This window comes from Stenotrophomonas sp. 278, from assembly GCF_003935715.1.
Classification (GTDB): domain Bacteria; phylum Pseudomonadota; class Gammaproteobacteria; order Xanthomonadales; family Xanthomonadaceae; genus Stenotrophomonas; species Stenotrophomonas maltophilia_AH.
In genome coordinates this window covers 1-17,869 of record NZ_RHPP01000088.1, presented here as the reverse complement: position 1 = coordinate 17,869, position 17,869 = coordinate 1, and the positions used below count along the sequence as shown (strand labels likewise).

Here is a 17,869-nt window from a genome sequence, read left to right as displayed (position 1 = left end):
TGGCGGTCTTCTTCTTGGGTGGCATACATGATCCTTTTCAACATGTTATGCCCGAACACAAAATTCCTGACAGTCCCGGTGGAATCAGTTGTACTAGACACCCCCCAACCACTTTGCCCCCTAAGTGCATATCCCATGGTGCTGGACATCTCCGCGTCCGACCCTTTGTAGGACACCACGAAGTTGTGCATATCCCCCGCTTTGAGTGACACAATGTCGCCTGCGTAGTGCGGATGCATGACAGACGAGCCGTACTGCTGGAACTGCCCCGAGGTGTCGATGAACAAGTAGAAGAACCGTTCATTGCCAACTGCTACCCATGCTCGCCCCTCGGCACTTGCAACCGACGACTTATCCCAACGCGAGCCGCTTGGCTTGAGCGCAATCGTGGGCGTGGGGTCGGTACCATTGTCAATGTCGGACATCGTGGCAAACCCGCGCATCAACGCCGACCGCTGAGCCGTATCATCCACTCGCAGGTAGAACCCAGTTCCCGTGATGGAAGCATTGCGGAACACACGCACATTGGAACCGCTGAACGCGCGGGTCCAGCCCATCCCGGGTTTCCGGTTCGCCCCGCTTCCATAGCCGTCCACCAGCAGCGCATCCAGCAGTATTGCAAGCGCTCCGGCCTGGCCGGACAGCAGCGGCGCACCTGGGTCGGTGCTCTTGTAAACAGTGGGAACCAGACTCATGCGTTATCTCCAGAAATGTTGCCCACCACCATGAAGCGGGTGGAATCGGTGACGCCCTCGGGCGCACCAGGAAGGGTCGTGCGTACCATCCAAACCGGGGCCAGGCCACCGATGGTGTTGAAACGCACCACGTTATTGGTGGCCCAGCCGGTGCCCCAGCCTTGGCGGCGGATGGTGAAATAGGGTCGGTCGGTGCGTGGATTCAAAGGCGCGCAGTCGGCGCTGATGCTGCCGGTGGTGATGACACCCACGGTCTCGCCGATTACCTCGAACATCGTGGCGTTGGTGAACCGAATCGCCCAGCGCTCGGTGATGGTGTCGCTGTTGGTGACCACCAACGGAAAGTCGGTGTCGTTGTAGGTGCCGGTGGCAGCGCTGCCCACCAGCAGGTCGCTCCAGGCGTTGGTCCACGCGGCCTGGTCAAACAAGTTGACCACTCGGGCCTGCAGGTCCAGCGAGCCGTTGGCCTCACCCAGACGCAGGGCGGTACTGATCAACGCCTCGCCGGCCGGGTAGTCATGGGTCAAGCCGGTGTTGATCTCGATCTCACCGGTGATCTGAGGCTGGACCACCAGCCGCCGGTCTTCGACGCGGTCGGACACCACGATGGGCAACTGGTAAGCGGAGAGATTCAGCGGGTCGCTGAAGGTCAGCCGGCCCAGCTGCAGGTCGTAGGAATACCAGGCGCTATCGACCGGCACCCCCGCAGAATCCACCACTTCCACCGCCGCGATTCGAGTACGCCCGAACGACACTACCTGGTTGGCCTGCGGGGAGGCGATGGAGTGTTTGGCGGTGTGGTGAATCAGCACCGTCTGGCCCGACTTGAACGCGGGAACCCGGCCGTCTGCGGGAAGCCGCACCGACTCCAAGCCGATCACCACCGCCGACAGCGGAATGGAACGGAACACCACCGCGCCGATGAAGATCGATCCGGGCAGAACCAAGGTGGGCTTCCAGACCTGATCTCCTACCACTGCGCCCGGATCAAACCACGGTGCACCCTGGTTGCCAGCCACCGGCACCAAGGTGCCGAAGGCAACCTGGGCCACACCGGTTTCCCAGTCGATGGTGCCGGCGACCCGGGGGCCGCTGATGATCCCATTGACGTCGGCCGTCGCGGTCAGTTGTTCGCCATCCACCACGACTGCGCGGAGGGTAAAAATCCCAGGTCGCAGCGGCGATCCCGGGGCACGGAAGTAGACAGCAGCCACACCCGGCTCAGCGATACGGGTCAGCAACGACTCGACCCTTACGGTATTGGCACCGCCCGGTACCCATTGGGTGAGGCTAACCGAGCCGGCGGCGTAGTCGATGGTGCCGCCGTAGATGCCCGCGCCGGAGATCGGGTCGATGTTGTAGTACAGGCCTCCGTTGCGATCCACGTAGGTCCGGCCCTTGTACGTGAAGCGCACACTGCCCGGAACAATGCTGTCGCTGATGGTCGGCGTGAGCAACAACTGCACCGGAGGCAGCGGCAGCGACTCACTGGAGGTCGTTTCGGCTGCGCCCGCAATCATCCAGCCCATCGAGATGAGCGTCCCGGCAGAGAATTGGGCGGCCACGTCCTGGCGGACGTAGCCGATGATGCGCAGGTCCTTCCGGCCGGTGACAATCTCATACATAGGCAGCGAGACCTCGTGGACCGTGAACTTGCCGGCCTGCAGGTTGATCGCCCCGGTGTTGTAGTTGATTGCGCCCAGCACCGTGCTGAAGGCCTGCCCCCCGATGCTCACGGCGACCACGTTCCCCTGCCCGTCATCCCTGGCGGTGACACGCATGGGCTGCGGCGTACTCACCAAACCCGAGGGGTCTTTGCTGACGGTGATCACCCAGTCCAGACGCAGGCTGCCGGCGCGCACTGGCCCCTCTGGCAGCGAGATCGCAACCAAGCCCGCGCCATCAGGTACTGGCTGGGCCGTGCCGGACAGCGATTGTCCGTACTCGTACTCGCAAGCGAGCTGGCTGTCTGCGTCCGGGAGGGAGACCGGGCGGATCATCACCTCGCCGGTGGCGTAGGAAATGGACCCGCGCACGACGCCGCCGATCAATAGGCCGCCTGCACCGTTGTCCGTCACAGGAAGGTCGGCACTGCTCACCCGGAGCGTGAACTTCGCGGATCCAGGCACAACGCCGCCATTGCCCAACATGAAGTGCAGCGACGGCGGCTCGATGGCCACGTCCCCGGTGCGGGCCTCCGCCAGCACCGGCGTGCCCCAACTCGGGATCACACTGCTGTCCAGGTCGGGCAGCGCGCCGGCAGTCAGCACGACCGCGCCGGTCGCATAATTGACAGAACCGCTGCCCTGCCCCGGCTTGCCCACCAACTGACCTTGGCCGTTGTCCTGCAGGCGAATCCACTTACCCAAAGCCCGGTAGTCCACCACCACGGTGCCCGGAGCGGGCAACGGGGTGAGCTGGAAGAGCCAGTTGTAGCCCTGATTGTTCTGGGTAACCTGGATCGCGTCTGAGAACCCCTGCGCAGAGATCGCGCCGGCCGGCCGGGCAGTAACGCTCACGCTGGCAAAGCCCACCGCGTTGGCGCTGGTCAGACTGATCGATCCGGCCTGGTAATCAACCGTGCCGGACCACGGTGATGCGCCGACCGAGGCCAAACCACCTGAACCGTCGTCAGACAGATCTACGCTCCCGGCCAGCACCTTGACTGAACCTGGCACCATCGGCGTGCCCAGAAAACGGGTCACCGGAGCGCCCGCCGGGAAGTTGGTACTGAAGGTCAGCCCCAGCGAACCCGCCGGGCCGGATGGCACGTAGCTGATCGTACCCAGCCCGGCGAGCACGTCACTCACAGGCGTCTCGGCCGTCGAAGTAGGCACGATGGTGACGTAAGGGCTGTCCACCTGGACCGACAGGTCACCCGGCTTGGCATCGGTCGTGAGGCGCTTGACGCTGTGGTAGCTGGTCGCCTCCACCACGTTGGTTTCGTAGATCCGCGTCGGAGGTTTGATGCTGGTCAGGCGCGTCGCCTCTTGCCCCGGGAAGTCGTACAGCAGCGCGGTGACCGTTTCGACCACGACGACGTCGCGCTCGAATGCGCCCAGATCGTCGTAGAAGGTACGTGTCGTGCGCGACAGAATGCTCTTGACCCGCACGTACTGCTCATTGGGCGTGTAGCCCACAGCGGTCACAAAAAGGCACAGGTTGTCGTTGATGTCCGGGCTTGGGGCATCTTTCATGCAGTAGAACTGGAGTGCCTGCTGGCCGATGAAGTGGTTGCTGAGCAGGATGTAACGTGATTCCACGCCCCGAGTGATGTAGCTCTCCACTCTGTTGCGTGCATCGCTTCGCACGTCGCTGTAGCTGCCGGTGGCGAACATGCTGACTTGCACCTTCGGATCGGTCGGCGGATCCAACAGCACACCGATAGCGTCTTTGAGCACATCCGTGCCGGGCGTATCCACGTGCACGAACATCTTGCGCAAGGTGGCGCGGCCCGTGGTGCGCTCCTCATCGCCAATGTCGGGGAACAGGTTGTTCATCTGTCCGTCCACGATCTCGGCCTGGACCATACGTCCGCCGCCATCGGGGTTATCGGTCAGGCGCTGCGACTGGCGCATCTTGATGTCTGTTGCGGAAATCGTCATCGGTTACACCGTCATCAGTCGAAGGGTGATGGAGAAGTAGTCGCCGTCCAGCGCAGGCACGGCATATTTGATGGGCGCAGCTTCCAGGGCAGCGCCCTCGGTACGCCGCCAGCGCACTGCGAAGGCGCGCTCACCGCCGTTGTGGGCCGGCATCAGCAGCTGGAGCGGCGCGATACGCGGCTGCTCTTCACTGGCCTGGAGCTGCCTCAGCACCTCCAGCGGGACCGGCGCGATGTACGCATTGCCCTCGCGTTGCGTCTGGAGCGTGATGGGCCGCCCGGCCTGGAGGGCGGATTCCTGGACGATACGAGCGCCGGTCAGACTCGTCTTGACCTGCTGCCCTACCCGCCACGCGGTGAATTCATCAATCCACTGGAGATCTGCTGGCAGTTCGATACCGGCCAGGACGATTCGGCTCATCGGCTACTCCCCGCTCGCACCGATACGCTGCGGCTGCGCGCAACCCGGTCCATGACCAGTGGGGCGACCATGCCCGCCAGACGCTCCGCCTGCTCCCGCTCGGCCGCCGATGCACTGGCCGCCACCGAGCGTGACGGGGCGGTCCACTCGATCCTGAGGACCTGCGCGCCATCCCCGCTGCTACCACTGCCATTGGTGATGCGCTTGGCATCGGCTTCGGCCTGCAAAGCTGCTTCTTCTCGCGCGGCGTCCAGCCGGGCGCGGCGTTCCTCCGCCTCGGCGCGCCGTCGCTCAGCCCGCTTGGATTCGATTTGCTGCTCGATCTGGAGCACCTCTTCCAGCTCACCTTCCCCCAACAGGTCAAAGCGCTGGGCCAGTTCACGTCGCTGCCTGGACAGATCGTCCATTCCCTTCAGCACCTCCGCTTGCTCCTGCTTGTAGGCCTCCAGCTCCCGCCGTTGGGCCGCCAGGCCGTTCCAGATGTTGGCGAACTGCTGAAGCCCGTTCTTCCCACCCATCTGGCTCAACAGCTCGCGGGTCTTCTCAGAGATCTGTCCCATGTTCATGGAGAAGCCACTGGCCGACGCCGCCGCCTTGTTCAAGGTGCCGCTGGCTCCGCCAGCTGCCGCACCGACAGCCGCAACGCTGCTGGCCGCCCCCGCAGCAGCGCTCTGTACCTGCTCCATGGCGGCGGTCGCTTGGGCACCACCGGCCGCCACAGCTTGGCCGGCCGCTGCGCCGGCATTGCCTTGGTTGGCCAGCGCCTGGTTGGTGGCATAAGTGGCCCCCTGAACCTCCAGCTGGGATTCCACCTGTTTGCGTTTCCAGTCATCGCTGTTGGCGACGGCCGAGCGGGCGGTGTTGGCGTATGCAGTAAAGGCCCGGCGCACGTCTTCGATACTGGCCTTGCCTTGGGCTGCGCCGCGCCGGATAGCCTCGAAGGCGTCTTTCGCCGCGTCGCGCGCCGCATCCAAAGAGGCCTGCGACTGGATGCCCAGCCTGCCGAACTCATCGTTCAGCGGGTTCATCGCGTTGGTGATCTCGCGGAGACGGGCGTTCAGCGCCGCCGCCGACCGCTCTGCCTGGTCGAATCCGATCTTGCCCTGCTGACCGGCGGCCTGCAGCTGTGCACCCAGCGCTTTGGCCTCATCCAGCGTGGCCACGTTGCCCAGTGCCGCCTTGAAGGCAGTCTCGACCTGGGCGCTGGTAGAGAGAGCGTTTTCCACGACCGTGGCAAAGGCGGCATTGGCGTCGCGCCCCGCCGCGGTGAAGCTCACGCCCATACGCTCGGCCGACACGCCCAGCTTGGCCATGGCCGCCAGAAGCGTCTGTTCCAGAACCACCGAGGTGTTTGCGGCCGCCGAGGGCAGCGACGCGAAGGCGGCCTGTGCGGCGGCTTGGAAACGGGAGAGCTCTTCGCCGCTGAGCTGCTGCAGCGTGGCCATCAGGCCGTCGCGTACGTTGCGCGCCGCGCCCGAACCCTGCTCAGCGATTGAAGCCAGCGCAACGGCGACGTTGCCCAGAGAAGCGGTGTCGCTGTAGTTCAGGCTCTGAAACAGGGACCCAATTTGGGTAGCGGCAAGCCTTGAATCGTTAGCGATACCCTTGAGCTGCTCCACCACCAGCTGAGCGCCAGTGCCAATGCCGCTCCTAAGCGCCTCGCCTGCAACCCGCGCACCGGCCGAAAGAGACTGGTATCCGGTCGCGACCTCTGCCAGTCGAGCTTTGACCCTGTCCAGCTCTTCCAACTGCTCCTGCGTCGCCAGGCCAAGCTCTTTCTGGGTAAACAGGAAGCCCAGCTGCGCGGTCAGGTACTTTTTGAGGCCATCCAACCGGCCCTCATAGGACTTTCGCTCCTGCTCCCCCATCGCCGCCACTTCGGCAGACGAACGCACTGAAACATCGCGATATTCTGCAATCGAGACAGCGGCCTTCTTGTATTCCACCCCCTGCAGATACATTTGCTCGCGCATCTGGCGAACCGCTTCGCCGGACTCTTTCATGGCCTGGCTATTCTTGCCCAGCTCTTCGCCCAGCGCTTCCCCAAGGGCATGCAAAGTCTTTGTAGCCAGCTCCACGCCCAGCAGCGCCACGGTGATTGGCACGGCGCGGGGCAGCGTGCGCAGAATGTTGCCGAGCGTCAGTGCGCCCCTGCCGGTCGCATCCATCGCCGCCGCGTTGGCCAGCTGCGCCCGGGTTGACGCCATCAAGGCGACGCGCCAAGCGTTCATCTGGACGATGGCACGCACGATGGCAAAGGTCGCAAACGCCTTGCCCATCGTCACCAGCGCACCGCTGTGCTCCACCAGCCATGTGGTCGCCGACCGAGCGGCGTTGGCCATGGTGACGATGGCATCAGCCGTTTGCTTGGCCCAGCGGCTCAGCGTGCCATCCTTTGCCAGCCGGTCGGCCAAGGCAAGCATGTCGGTCAGCTGGGTTTTGAAGTAGTCCAGTACGCCCTGGTCGGCGACTTCCTGCTTCCAGTCTTTGAAGCGCTCGGTAGCGGCCTTCCACAGACCCGCAATGGTGCCCACCTTCGCGGCGGCGGCAGCGCCACCGTAGGACTCGGCCAGCAGGTCAAGGATGATGGCCTGCGCCTCAGCGACCCGGCCGGTTGCCTCCAGTTGGGTAATCAGCTGCTTCTGACTGGCATCCAGCGTGAAGCCCTGTTTGCTCAAGGACTCCATCGCCTTGGACGGCGTCTGCAGGGCTTTGCCCACCACCTCGGCCGACTGTTCCAGACTGATGCCCAAGCGCTGGGCCTGGTCGATGGTGATCTGCATCGCCTCCGGGAACTGCTGGCCGACGATGTTCGTGTAAGACAGCAGGCGCACCTGAGCCTTGGAGATCTCGCCGTCGTCGAACAAACCGCCCTGCAGCTGGCGTCGCATCTGGGCCAGCTGATCGGCGGAGAATTCGCTTTGCCGCCCGGTCGCCGCGAGAGCGGCCTCCAGTTGCGCCAGCTCCTGTTCGGCGTCACTTCCCTCGGTAATGATGCTCTTGATGCCATCGACCAGCTTGGAGAAGCCGACGAAGCCCAGTGCGGTGGCGGCTACCCCCTTGAGCTTGTCCAGAATGGAGCTAGTGGTCGTTGCGGCCACGCCCAGTTCGGCGGTGTCTTTGGCGGCCTGGTTCGCGCGATCGCGGTAAGCCTGGAGCGATTGGGCCGCTGCGGTACTGGCCTTGGCCTGGGCGCGGAAGCCGGCATCGCTCTCTGCGATCTGGACATCGCGACGCCGGGCCTCTTTGGCCGCTTCGGCCGAAGCCTTTGCTTGTTCAGCAAAGGCCTGCGCGGTACGTGTAGCTTCGGTCCGCAAACGCTGCTGAGCGCCGGCCAGCTGCGCGGTGTCCACGCCCAGTTCGCGAAGTTCCGTATCCGCCTTCGCAACTGCTTCCCACTGCTTGTTCAGGCTGCTCTGAAGCTTGTCACCTTCGGCGCGAAGCGCCTTCTGAGCAGCGAGCAATTCCTTTGACGGGCTGACCGTTTCGCCGATCTTGAGGCTCAACTCCAAGGCGGCACGCTGGTTGGCGTTGTATCGCTGCTCCAGTTCATCGAGCGTCTGCATCATGCCGGTGAAGGCATCGCTCTTGCCCGCAGTCGCATTAAGCTCGGCGAGCTTGTCTACCAGCTTGGCGGTGTCGGCCCCGACGTCCTCCGTGGCCACGCCCATCTCCACCAGCGCCTGACGCAGTGCGTCCACGCCTTCGGTGCCACTGGTCTCAAGGACCAACCGCAGCGCTTCTTCAAATGCCCCCGAACCTGCCATCAACGTTTCCTCTTACGTGCCAACTTCAGTTGTCGGATCAGCTCACTGCCGCGGTATTCGTTCATCTGCCGGGCGAGCTTGGCTGCGATCACCTCGCCCTCGCCCATTACCATCTGGAAGGCGCTGGCCCCGGTGAGGGTGCGAAGCTTCCGGCGACCGTCGCGCCCGGAAGGCGCAGTGGCATCGCGGGAGAACTGACGCACAACCATTCGACGTTGGCCACCGATTCGCGCGATGAACGCCGAGGCATAGACCTTCCGCTTGCCCGTCTGGATGTCCGCCGTAGCGCCAGGCGTCTTTCGACCACCCCAGCGACCACCGAAGCCGATCAGGGGCAACTTCTTCACGGAGGCGTTGAGCGTGAGGTACTCACCGTTCTCGTCCCGCCCCGAATTGACCGTGAAACGTCCGGTGAGGTCCCTCGCCCGGACGTTGTAGACCGCACGGATGGCCTTCTTCGCCGCCGGCTCGAAACGCCTCCGCACTGACACGTTCGAGCGCGCGTCGGCCTTTGCGAGAGCGGTCTTGCTGAGCCCGTCGATCTGTGCGGCAAGCCGAGCGAGCGCGCCGGCGTTGACCCGCCCGAAGGTGTCCACCGTACGTGCCATGGTCAGCCCCTCCCCATGCCAAAGAAGGACGGCACCTCGAAAGGTGCCGCCTTTGGCAGACCGAGGGCGGCCTGCGCGATCATCAGCCTGCCTGCTGCTCGTACACCTCGAAGGTGTACAGGGCGGCTTCTTCGGAGCGGAAGATGACCGGACCGTTCAGGGTGACCTGAATCGGTTCGTCGCTGAACCAGTCAACGTCGCCGTCCACGGTCAGATCCACCTGCGGAATGCGCAACAGGCCGTTCTCGCCACTGATGCGGTCCTGCACGTCGCCCAGGATCATGAAGGACTTGTTGGGCACCGCACCGCCGTTGATGGCGGTCTGCAGGTAGCTGTCGAAACTGTACGCAGCGTCCAGCACATCGCCGTGTTCGATCTTGCCGCCGGGCAGCGGGATGAAGATGCCCTGGCGGTTGTCGATCACATAGTCGGTACCGGCGACCAAGTCCACGTCGCCTTTCTTGAATGCCGGGGCGGGATTGGCCAGCACGAAACGATGGGGCAGCTTGACCGGGGCATCCTTGCTGTGCACGGTCAATGCTTGGTCCGTGACCGCGCCCGCTTCGACCGAAGCGGTGACGGCACTGCCGTACAGCATGCGGGCCAGAATCGCCGGGGGGATTTCGAGCGCACCGATGCTGACGCTGGTGGCACCGGGATTGGCGTCGGTGTGAATGATCTGGTTGTAACGGTCGTCGCGACGCTTGCTCTTGATCTCGGTGGTATCACCGGCCTCGTATCCGAAGGTGAGCGAACTCTGCTCCAGCGGCTTGTTGCCGAACTTGTCGTCGGGATCGGGAATGACGGCGATGCGCGTTGCGCCGGCACCGAACTCATACAGGCGCAGGTCGCCTGCAAATTTTCGAACTTTGGGCGGGGTAGCCATTGGAGAACTCCTACGGGGTGGTCAGGGGCTGGAAGGTTTCGGTCAGGCCGGCCCGTGCGGTGATCTGAGCGACAACGCTGGAATGGCCGGTGTCATCGGTGACCTCGGCCAGCTGGGATTCGAGTACCTCGAACTTGGTGACCCCGAGCGGCAAGCTGCGAGCGTCAAACGTCAGTACCCGCACCAGGTCGTGTCGCGCCCGGTGGACCAGCCGATTAGGCTTGGCTTCACCTTCATTGCGCGGGACGCTGAATTCGATGGTGACTGTCACATCGGAGCTGGCCTGCGTGCGGCCGCCATTGGTGCCGCTGATGCGCTCGACCACGATTGCTGTGGCCGGCTGGTCTATGTCCGCAGGCGCGTCATCGTCGTCCAGCAGAATCAGGCCCAAACCGAGGTCGGTATAGAAGCCGGACGCTACCTGGACCAGGCGCACGCGCTCCGCAATCTTCTCCACGAGCTCCCAGCTGGCCGGCTCTTTCAGCGCTTCAGCCATTGCGCACCGTCCAGCGGCTCACCGAGCCGTCATCCGAGATAATCTTTCCGACGACGTAGGCGCTGCCGTCCACCTCGATCTTGCCGCCCGGGGTTGGATTTAGGCCGGGCTGGAGCACGAAGGCGATCTCGGTGCGCCCGGCCATGAACTGGCGCAGCCCGCCGATGGTCTCCACGTCGCGGTCGACATACACCTGGCACGGCATCGCGACAGCCGCACCGGGTGCCGTGTACTCGCCGAGTTCAGCCATCCCGGCGGCGGCGAATCCCGCGTGCAGGCTCGCGTCAAGCTCGGCCAGAAACTCGCGCTGGCTCATCGAGATACCTCCGCAGTGCGCCGACCGGCAACGGAGAAGGCCAGCGCAAACGCCAGTAGCACGAACGCGAGCACCTGCAAGGCCACGGTCATGGCTCGCCCCCACACTGTCGGGCGTACGCCTGCAGCGCCCTCACCTGGGCGTCGCATTGGTCGGCGGCTCCAATAATTCGGCCCGCACTTTCGTACCGGTCGTCGGCTCGACCATCAGGCTGGCTGGCGCTGGCGACGGCCTGGGACAGTGCGGCGGTGTGGATGGCGGCTTGCCAGCGGTCGTGCAGCCGGCGCTGACCATCACGCAGATCAGCAACCACGCGGTCGGATTCAGCTTGCGCATCACTCTTTTCCTTTTCGTAGCGAGCGGCCAAAGCATTGGCCGCCTTCGTGTTCGCTCGCTCGGTCTTGATGACGGTGTCGAGCTGGCCGATCTCGGCCTTGGCGGACGCCAAGGAATCCTCGGCCACCCGGCGATCCGCGACCGCGGCGGTAGCGCTGGCCTCGGACTTCCAGACAGTGCCCCGCTGCCAGGCGATCACGCCGAGCAGCACCAGCACGGCGATTGCCAGGACGCGGATCATGCCGACACTCCGTCAGCCTCTGGGATGACAGCGCCAAGCCCCCTCAGCACGGACTCCAGCTGGAGGATGCGCATGCGTAGCTTGCTGGCCTCCTCCTGCGCACGCAGCCGCAGGTCCACTTCCTGCTGCAACCGTTGATCCTGTGTGGCCAGGCGGTTCTCCAATGCCTCGACGCGCTTGGACAGCCCCTCAACCAGGCCGATGTTGGCGTCTGTCTCGGTTCGTTCCTTGCGGCGCGACAGCAGCGCTCCCCAAGTCTCACGCACGATCCAGAAGGCGACCACGCTGCCCGCCAGCCACCACGGTGCACCGTCGCTGATGTCGGGGCCGGCCATCACTTCAGCGCCTCTTCCACACCCGCGTTGATCACAGCGTCGGACCAGAATAGGCCGCCGTTTTCATGGCGGGCAATCGCACGCGCCAGGCGGAACAGGGTCACCTGCTTGGTAAGCGTGATGATCTCGTTGCCACCGACACCGACCTCATCGGCCACGGCACGGACGTAGGACGCCGTGTTGTTTTCCACCGGCGGGGCCCAGCGATTGATGATCTCCCTCACCGTGCGCAGGCCGTGCTTGCGCTGGTAGGTGAGCAGCGTCTTCGCCAGGGCGCGGAAACCCATCTCCGGCGTCGTGAACACGCAGAAGCGGCGCTCCTGCGCCATCGCCGAGGCCGAGCGGTCCTCGCCCTGCCAGACCACGTTGGTGCGGTCGATGTTGCCCGGGTTGTTGTTGCGGACGCCGCGCGGCGTGCTGGTGGTGTTCATCGTGTCCCCCTAGACGGTCGTGAAGATCCGGCATCGCCCACGCCATCCCGGCGCATGTGGGCGATGCCGGTCAAAGCGATTACGCGCCGCCAGCCTCGCCGGCTGCAGCCGTACCCGGCGTCAGTCGCACGACGACAGAGGCGGCGTTGGCCTCGGCGGCGTATACGGCGAAGCCGATGTCGCCCACCTGGTCCGCGCCAGCCTCGGCGGCGATGGCCTGTTTCTCGGCTTTGTCCCAGTTAACCTGGGAACCCACAGCGAACACGGCCGAGGCCAGCTTGGGCAGATCGAACGCGCCTTCGACGTGGACTGCGATGACGTCACCGATCTTGCCGTCGGTGACGGCAACGCCGACCAGCTTGCCCTCGATCACCAGCTCACCACTTTTGGTGTCGCTGGTCAGGGTCACATCCAGCACGCGGCCGTCCTGATGTGCGTTCTTCATAGTTCATTCCTCAAATCGACATGGAAGGGGTCAAGCGCGCCACGTACGGGCCGCGCTCGACCGTGTGTTGGATCAGCCCTGCGCCGGCGGCGGATTGCCCGGGTTCTTGTAGATGCCGCGGTAGTCGGCGATAGCCGGGGCAGCGTCCAGCCGAACCTTCCAAGCCACGCCGTCCACCGTGAAGCCCTGCTCCTGCTCCAGGTAAGGCGATTGGTTGCCATCCAGATAGCCCACGACAATGCCGTCCACGAACGCGGGGTTGGCAAGGCCGTACCACGCCTTGGCGTCCTTCTCATCCAGACGGCCGTGGTCCCACACCTCGAAGGTGTTGCGCACGGTATTCGGGTCGCGGTCGCCAGTGCCTTCGCCAACGGCAAACTCGGCGGCGCGCACGGCCCGGGCCTGCAAGCCGAGAGAGACCGGCGTCAGCAAACCCTTCATCGGCACCTGGATCAGGTTACCGTCCTTGTCCTTCTGCAGCCGCATCGCGGCCTGCATAGCGCCGACGCTGGCGGTGCTGATCAGGCTCGCGGGCAGAAGGTTGCCGTGCTTGGCGCTGAAAAGTCGCTCGCCATCGGCCAGGATCGGATTCTTGTTGATGAGATCAAACACCGCTTTCGCCAGCGTGCGGCGGGCGGCCTGGCCCATCTTGCGTGGCACATCACTGAAGATGCCCAGATCATCATTGATGATCGCCTGACGCGTGATGGTGAACAGCTTGCCGTAGGTGACGATCTTCATCGCCTGCGACTGCTCGCTGAAGGTGCCTTGCTTGTACTCGCCACCCTCAGGAACGATGTCCAGATCCGAGAACGCGCCCAGACCGACCAAGTTGGTCGGCTTGAAGTCAGGAACGTTTACCGGGCGGGTAAACTGATCGAAGTTCTCTTCGGCTTCTTGGTAGCCCTGCAGCACCGCCCGGCGCGAGGCGTCACCCAGCAACGACGGGAAATCTGACGTGCTATGGGTGAAGGCCAGCCCGACGATCTGCATGCGATCCATGCCCGCCACATTGGTGCCGGTGGCCTGCACACATGCACGGGCGATCTCGCCCATGGTCATGCCCCGGAACGGGTTGCCGTCGGCGGGCTGCTCCAGTCCTGCGCGGGCCTGAATCGCATTGGACATCGCCGCCCGGGTCAGCTCACGCTGATCGGTGCCGGCGGTGATGGACGCGCCACCGTTGAGCGGAGCAGCATTGCTGGCCAACATCGCCAGGATATGCCGGCCCACCGCGTCGGCGGTGACGTTCGAATCGGCCTGAGCGATCACCCCGTTCACGTACTCGCTGATCTGCGCATTGCCCATGTGGGGCGCAGCCATGGCCTGAATCTGGGTGTTGCGCTCACGCAGCCCGGCCAGCGCTGCTTGGACCGGATCTGGCGCGGTGGTCGCGGGCGGCGCAGGCGATGGGGTGACTGACGACGGGATGACGGCCGCGCCTGCCGGGGTCGCGCTGGGGCGACCGGCGTTGGCGAGGATGTGGCGGTACTGCTGGTTCATGGTGGGATCCTCGATATGGCCGATCACGGCCGACTGGCTGACCTCAGGAAGAGAGGCGAAAACTTGGGGAGAAAGGGAGGCGACGATGTGGCTGCGCAGCTGGGCGGTAACGGAAGCGCCCGCCCCTTCGATGGACTGGAGATAGCCGGCAATGGCAACGGCCGTTGCACCCTGCAGGCGCGCACTGGTCCCCGCGTCGGCTTGGACAACGATGTCGGCCAGCCCGGCTTCCACCGCCTGCGGCCCGGAGTACCAATGGTCGACGTCGTCGGTAAGCAGGCGCTCCATCTCTTCACGACGCCCCGAACGGGCGGCGTAGGCCTCGAGCATGGCGGCGGCATGGGCGTCCAGCGCATCGGCGTTCTGGCGGAAGACCGTGGCGCTGCCTGCAGCGACGGTATGCGGGGCGTGCACCATCACCAAGGAGCTTGCATAAACCTGACGCACGTCGCCGGCCTGCAAGATCAGCGAAGCGATGGAAGCAGCCTGCCCTTCGACCGTCACAACCTTGTGAGCCGCATGAGCCTTCAGCGCGTTGTGGATGGCCAGGCCATCGGCAACGATGCCCCCCACGCTGTTGAGACGAACGTGGATGGTGGAAGCAGTGATCTGTCCAATCTGCTCGACCAGGTCGCTGGCCGAGACGGATTCCTCGAAGAGGTACCCGCCGATGGCACCGTAGATCATCACCTCAGCCGTGTCGGCCTCGGCGCGAATCTGATACAGCGCAGGTCCCAGCTCGGGACTATGCCCAGCGTCGGACCTGATGGTGGGGTGGATGGCGGAGGCCAATAGGCATACGCGCATGTTCATTCGCTCCTGGAAAGGTCGTGATGTAGCGAGGCCAGAACCTTGGCCTGCACCTCAGAGGTCGTGTGGGCAGTGAGCGGCGACAGATCCTCGTTCTGCTGCTGCCAGTCTTGGCGTTGGCGCAACACTTCGGCAGGGTTGTTGCCGTACTGCAGCGTGTTTTGCTGCGGGGCGACCCAACCGCGGTCCTCTGCCTCGCCGCGTGCGTACGCCTCCTTGAGAGGGTCGATCCACGGCATCACGGGACGTACATACGTGGAGGCCGCCAGGTCACGCAGCGTCCAGCCCCGTGGGAGTTTCACCCGACCGGAAAGAACGCACGCCTGGACAAAGCGGATGCGCTGTGGGCGAACGCACAGAGCGATGAATCGCTCAGCCAGCATCAGGTAGCTGCCCCACTTCTCCACCAGCTCTTGGCGCTGTGCGGAGTACGTGCCGTTGTAATCCAGCGAAAGGCTGGAATAGCTAACCCCAATGCCGCCAGCGGCGGCGCGCAGCTGCTCTTTGCGCCAGGTAGCCGCGTTGGGGTTGGGGCGGTCTGTGCCAAGGCTTTCAATCGACTCCCCCGGCAGCAGATCATCAAAGATCGCACCCGGTGCCAGTCGTAGTTCGCGTACCGGCACGCCGTCCTGAATCAAGGCATTGCCGCCAAGGTCCCCGCCGTAGCTCTCACCAGATCCTTTCTTGATCTGGAAGGTCATGGACGCAGCGACCTTGGCCGCGATGCGTTCGGACTCTTCGTAATCCTTCACGTCCTCGAAGCGTGACATCGCACTGGCAAACACGCTCATGCCGCGCACCTGGTGCAGGCGCTTCACCAACGCAATGCGGTGCATGAACTCGGCAGAAACCCGCTTGGTCTCTGTTCGATTCCCGGTCGGGTCGCCCGGATGCTGCTTGAAAACGTGGTACGCAACGGGCTTGCCCCACGCGTTGCGCTCCACGCCTTGGCTGATGTTGCGGGCCGGGTCGTTGAAATTCAAAGGCACCAAGTCGGCCTCCAGCATCTCAAAGCTGTATGGCACGACCGAGCCGTGCTCAAGGTGCGGAACCGGCCCAATGAGATCCTGATAGAACGCATCGCCGTCGCGGAACCAGCTGCGTGCCAGCAGTTGCTGGCACATGCCGTAGTCGTGGGAGCCTGTCACCTCCGGGGCATCCCACCAGCCATCCCACAGGTCGTCCAGCTGCAAGGCCAGGTCGCGCTCTATCGACTGGCCCGGCAGCCGTGGAGCCGACAGCACATCAATGCCGGCACCCACGGTGTTCTGCACCAGCACATTGAGAGCGTTGTCAGCCAGATCCAGATCGCGCTCAAGGTGGCGAGCCTGGTCACGCAGCTGGCGGGCATCCATACCGGCAATTGCATTGCCGCTGCCCCAGTCGCGGGCGAGCTTCCGGTTGCGGGACGGACGGGTGACTTCATGCACACGCGCCAGAACGGGAGCGAGCTGCGCGCGCGCAGTTGCAACCGCGCGGTCGGCACTGAGCGCAGCCGCCAGTCGCGTCTTCGCGGTGAGCGCGGAGGACATCAGGTAGTACCACCGAAATCAGCATTGGCCCAACGTGCGCGCCGGCCACCGCTCGCGGCCCGCGTGGCTGCCGCCTGCCACTCCTTTCGACCCGCGCGGATCTCAGCCAGGTCTGCTCGCGTCAGCTGTCGCTCACCGAAACGATAGGTCTGTCCGAGTAGGACAGCCTGCTCCGCGGCAATGTAGGCATCCAGCATTTGTTGAGCAGTCTTCATGACTGCATAGGCTAGAGGCTGGCCTGTCCACCGCTTCAATAAAGGCGAGGACAGGCACGTCTCTAAGTTACTGATTTCTCAACGCTCGGAAACTAATTTGTCTCCACATTCATTGAGTCGGCGGACACGGTCGCAGTTTCCGGCTTTGGAAGGCCTCCTGGGAACAGTGCGTGGAGCTTGGAACGCGACACGTCAAACTGTCTCATAACGTGTTTCACGGGAATCCCCTTCCTCAGTTCCGCGCCAATCAAGTCCACCGGATAGGTCTTCTGCACCGCAGGAAAGTACGGTTGTTCGCCCGCGAAGCACTGCATCACGGAGTCTACAAAGGGTTGGGCCATACGCTCACTGATCCCGATGTCGGCGAGCATCGCCGCCAGGATTCGCTCCCGAAGTTCGTCACGCGCTTCTCGCCGTTTTGCCATTACAGCCCCCATCCGTCACGCCCGAAACCTGCGCTGCGCGGCCGCGCACCGGAGCCGCCATGCGCCGGCCGCTGACCGCCTGTTCCACGGGAATCCACCTGCGCTTGCCCATCGCCATGACTGCTCTCGGCACCCGCGTGTGTTCCACGGGAATCCGCACCCGCGCTTGCAACTGCTGCTGCCAACTTTGCCTCCAAAGCGTCCCAGTCGGACTTGGTGAATCGGTGCAACCTCACCTCGGCGTGGTGCGCGGCGGCATAGGCGTAAACCCAAGTATCTAGCGGTTCATTGCGCGTGACCCGCTTCTCAAACCGGTTCTTGACCGGGTTGTAGACCTCCGACACCAGGCCGGGGAAGAACTCCTGCGGCAACTCATCGCTGAAGCGCACCAGCCGCGCCTCGGCCTGACGCTCCGCGTCGGCCGCCAGCCGGCTGTAGAGGTAGTGCTTGGCCGCCACAGTGCCGACGTGATGGATGGTGATGCCGCGCTTGTCGGTGCGCTCCTTCCAGGTCACGTCCGCCAGCTTGCCCTTGGACAGGATCGGGGCGTTATTGGGGACCGCGCCGAAGATGCACATCACGCGGGTGATCTTGCGCTGGCGCACGTAGTTCTTGACCGCCTCAGTCCGGTGGCCACCGGCGTCGATGGCCGTGGCCGACGCGCGCAACTGCACTCCATCCTCCCGCTCGATAGGCCTGTTGAGCAGATCCGTCAGCGCCACCCACACGTCTTCCTCGGCCGGGTCGCCAGCCAGCTCCACATAGTCCAGCGTCCAAGCGGTCATTCCCCGACCCCAGCCCAC

15 protein-coding genes and 1 pseudogene are annotated in these 17,869 nt (G+C 64.3%); all 16 read right to left on the bottom strand.

From position 1 onward, the window contains the following. Positions 1-695, bottom strand: a pseudogene (locus EGJ34_RS14450) (hypothetical protein); the annotation flags it as partial. Next, entirely contained in the window at positions 692-4,300 is a 3,609-nt protein-coding gene (locus EGJ34_RS14445; RefSeq protein WP_125361165.1) for a hypothetical protein, read from the bottom strand. The pseudogene EGJ34_RS14450 and the gene EGJ34_RS14445, both read right to left, overlap by 4 nt. 3 nt (positions 4,301-4,303) lie before the next feature. Beyond that, positions 4,304-4,720 carry a hypothetical protein gene (locus EGJ34_RS14440; protein ID WP_125361164.1) on the bottom strand — a complete coding sequence of 139 codons (417 nt, stop codon included), beginning with the start codon at positions 4,718-4,720 and terminating at the stop codon, positions 4,304-4,306. Next, positions 4,717-8,391, bottom strand: coding sequence for a phage tail length tape measure family protein (locus EGJ34_RS14435; protein WP_260477007.1), 3,675 nt, complete (start codon positions 8,389-8,391; stop codon positions 4,717-4,719). The genes EGJ34_RS14440 and EGJ34_RS14435 overlap by 4 nt, the downstream gene beginning before the upstream one ends. 95 nt (positions 8,392-8,486) lie before the next feature. After that, entirely contained in the window at positions 8,487-9,095 is a 609-nt protein-coding gene (locus tag EGJ34_RS14430) for a hypothetical protein (RefSeq protein WP_125361162.1), read from the bottom strand. 82 nt (positions 9,096-9,177) lie between these two features. After that, positions 9,178-9,981 carry a hypothetical protein gene (locus EGJ34_RS14425; protein WP_125361161.1) on the bottom strand — a complete coding sequence of 268 codons (804 nt, stop codon included), beginning with the start codon at positions 9,979-9,981 and terminating at the stop codon, positions 9,178-9,180. A gap of 10 nt (positions 9,982-9,991) precedes the next feature. After that, complete coding sequence (locus EGJ34_RS14420) at positions 9,992-10,477, bottom strand: hypothetical protein (RefSeq protein WP_125361160.1); 486 nt, start codon at positions 10,475-10,477, stop codon at positions 9,992-9,994. Then, complete coding sequence (locus EGJ34_RS14415; RefSeq protein WP_125361159.1) at positions 10,470-10,793, bottom strand: hypothetical protein; 324 nt, start codon at positions 10,791-10,793, stop codon at positions 10,470-10,472. Before EGJ34_RS14415 ends, EGJ34_RS14420 begins: the two co-directional genes overlap by 8 nt. An 88-nt stretch (positions 10,794-10,881) precedes the next feature. Then, the gene (locus EGJ34_RS14410; protein WP_125361158.1) at positions 10,882-11,370 is read right to left on the bottom strand and encodes a lysis system i-spanin subunit Rz; all 489 of its coding nucleotides are present in this window, start codon (positions 11,368-11,370) and stop codon (positions 10,882-10,884) included. Beyond that, positions 11,367-11,705, bottom strand: coding sequence for a hypothetical protein (locus EGJ34_RS14405; RefSeq protein ID WP_125361157.1), 339 nt, complete (start codon positions 11,703-11,705; stop codon positions 11,367-11,369). The genes EGJ34_RS14410 and EGJ34_RS14405 overlap by 4 nt, the downstream gene beginning before the upstream one ends. Next, entirely contained in the window at positions 11,705-12,136 is a 432-nt protein-coding gene (locus EGJ34_RS14400; RefSeq protein ID WP_125361156.1) for a structural protein P5, read from the bottom strand. Before EGJ34_RS14400 ends, EGJ34_RS14405 begins: the two co-directional genes overlap by 1 nt. 79 nt (positions 12,137-12,215) lie before the next feature. Further along, a complete protein-coding gene (locus EGJ34_RS14395) occupies positions 12,216-12,581 on the bottom strand; it encodes a DUF2190 family protein (RefSeq protein WP_125361155.1) in 366 nt (121 codons plus the stop codon). A 72-nt stretch (positions 12,582-12,653) separates the two neighbouring features. Further along, a complete protein-coding gene (locus tag EGJ34_RS14390; protein WP_185750184.1) occupies positions 12,654-14,891 on the bottom strand; it encodes a ClpP-like prohead protease/major capsid protein fusion protein in 2,238 nt (745 codons plus the stop codon). A gap of 2 nt (positions 14,892-14,893) precedes the next feature. Beyond that, entirely contained in the window at positions 14,894-16,426 is a 1,533-nt protein-coding gene (locus tag EGJ34_RS14385; protein ID WP_125361153.1) for a phage portal protein, read from the bottom strand. A 307-nt stretch (positions 16,427-16,733) separates the two neighbouring features. Continuing rightward, a complete protein-coding gene (locus EGJ34_RS14375) occupies positions 16,734-17,066 on the bottom strand; it encodes a hypothetical protein (protein ID WP_125361151.1) in 333 nt (110 codons plus the stop codon). Beyond that, on the bottom strand, positions 17,066-17,869 hold an 804-nt coding region (locus EGJ34_RS14370; RefSeq protein ID WP_185750183.1), incomplete at its 5' end, for a terminase gpA endonuclease subunit. The genes EGJ34_RS14375 and EGJ34_RS14370, both read right to left, overlap by 1 nt.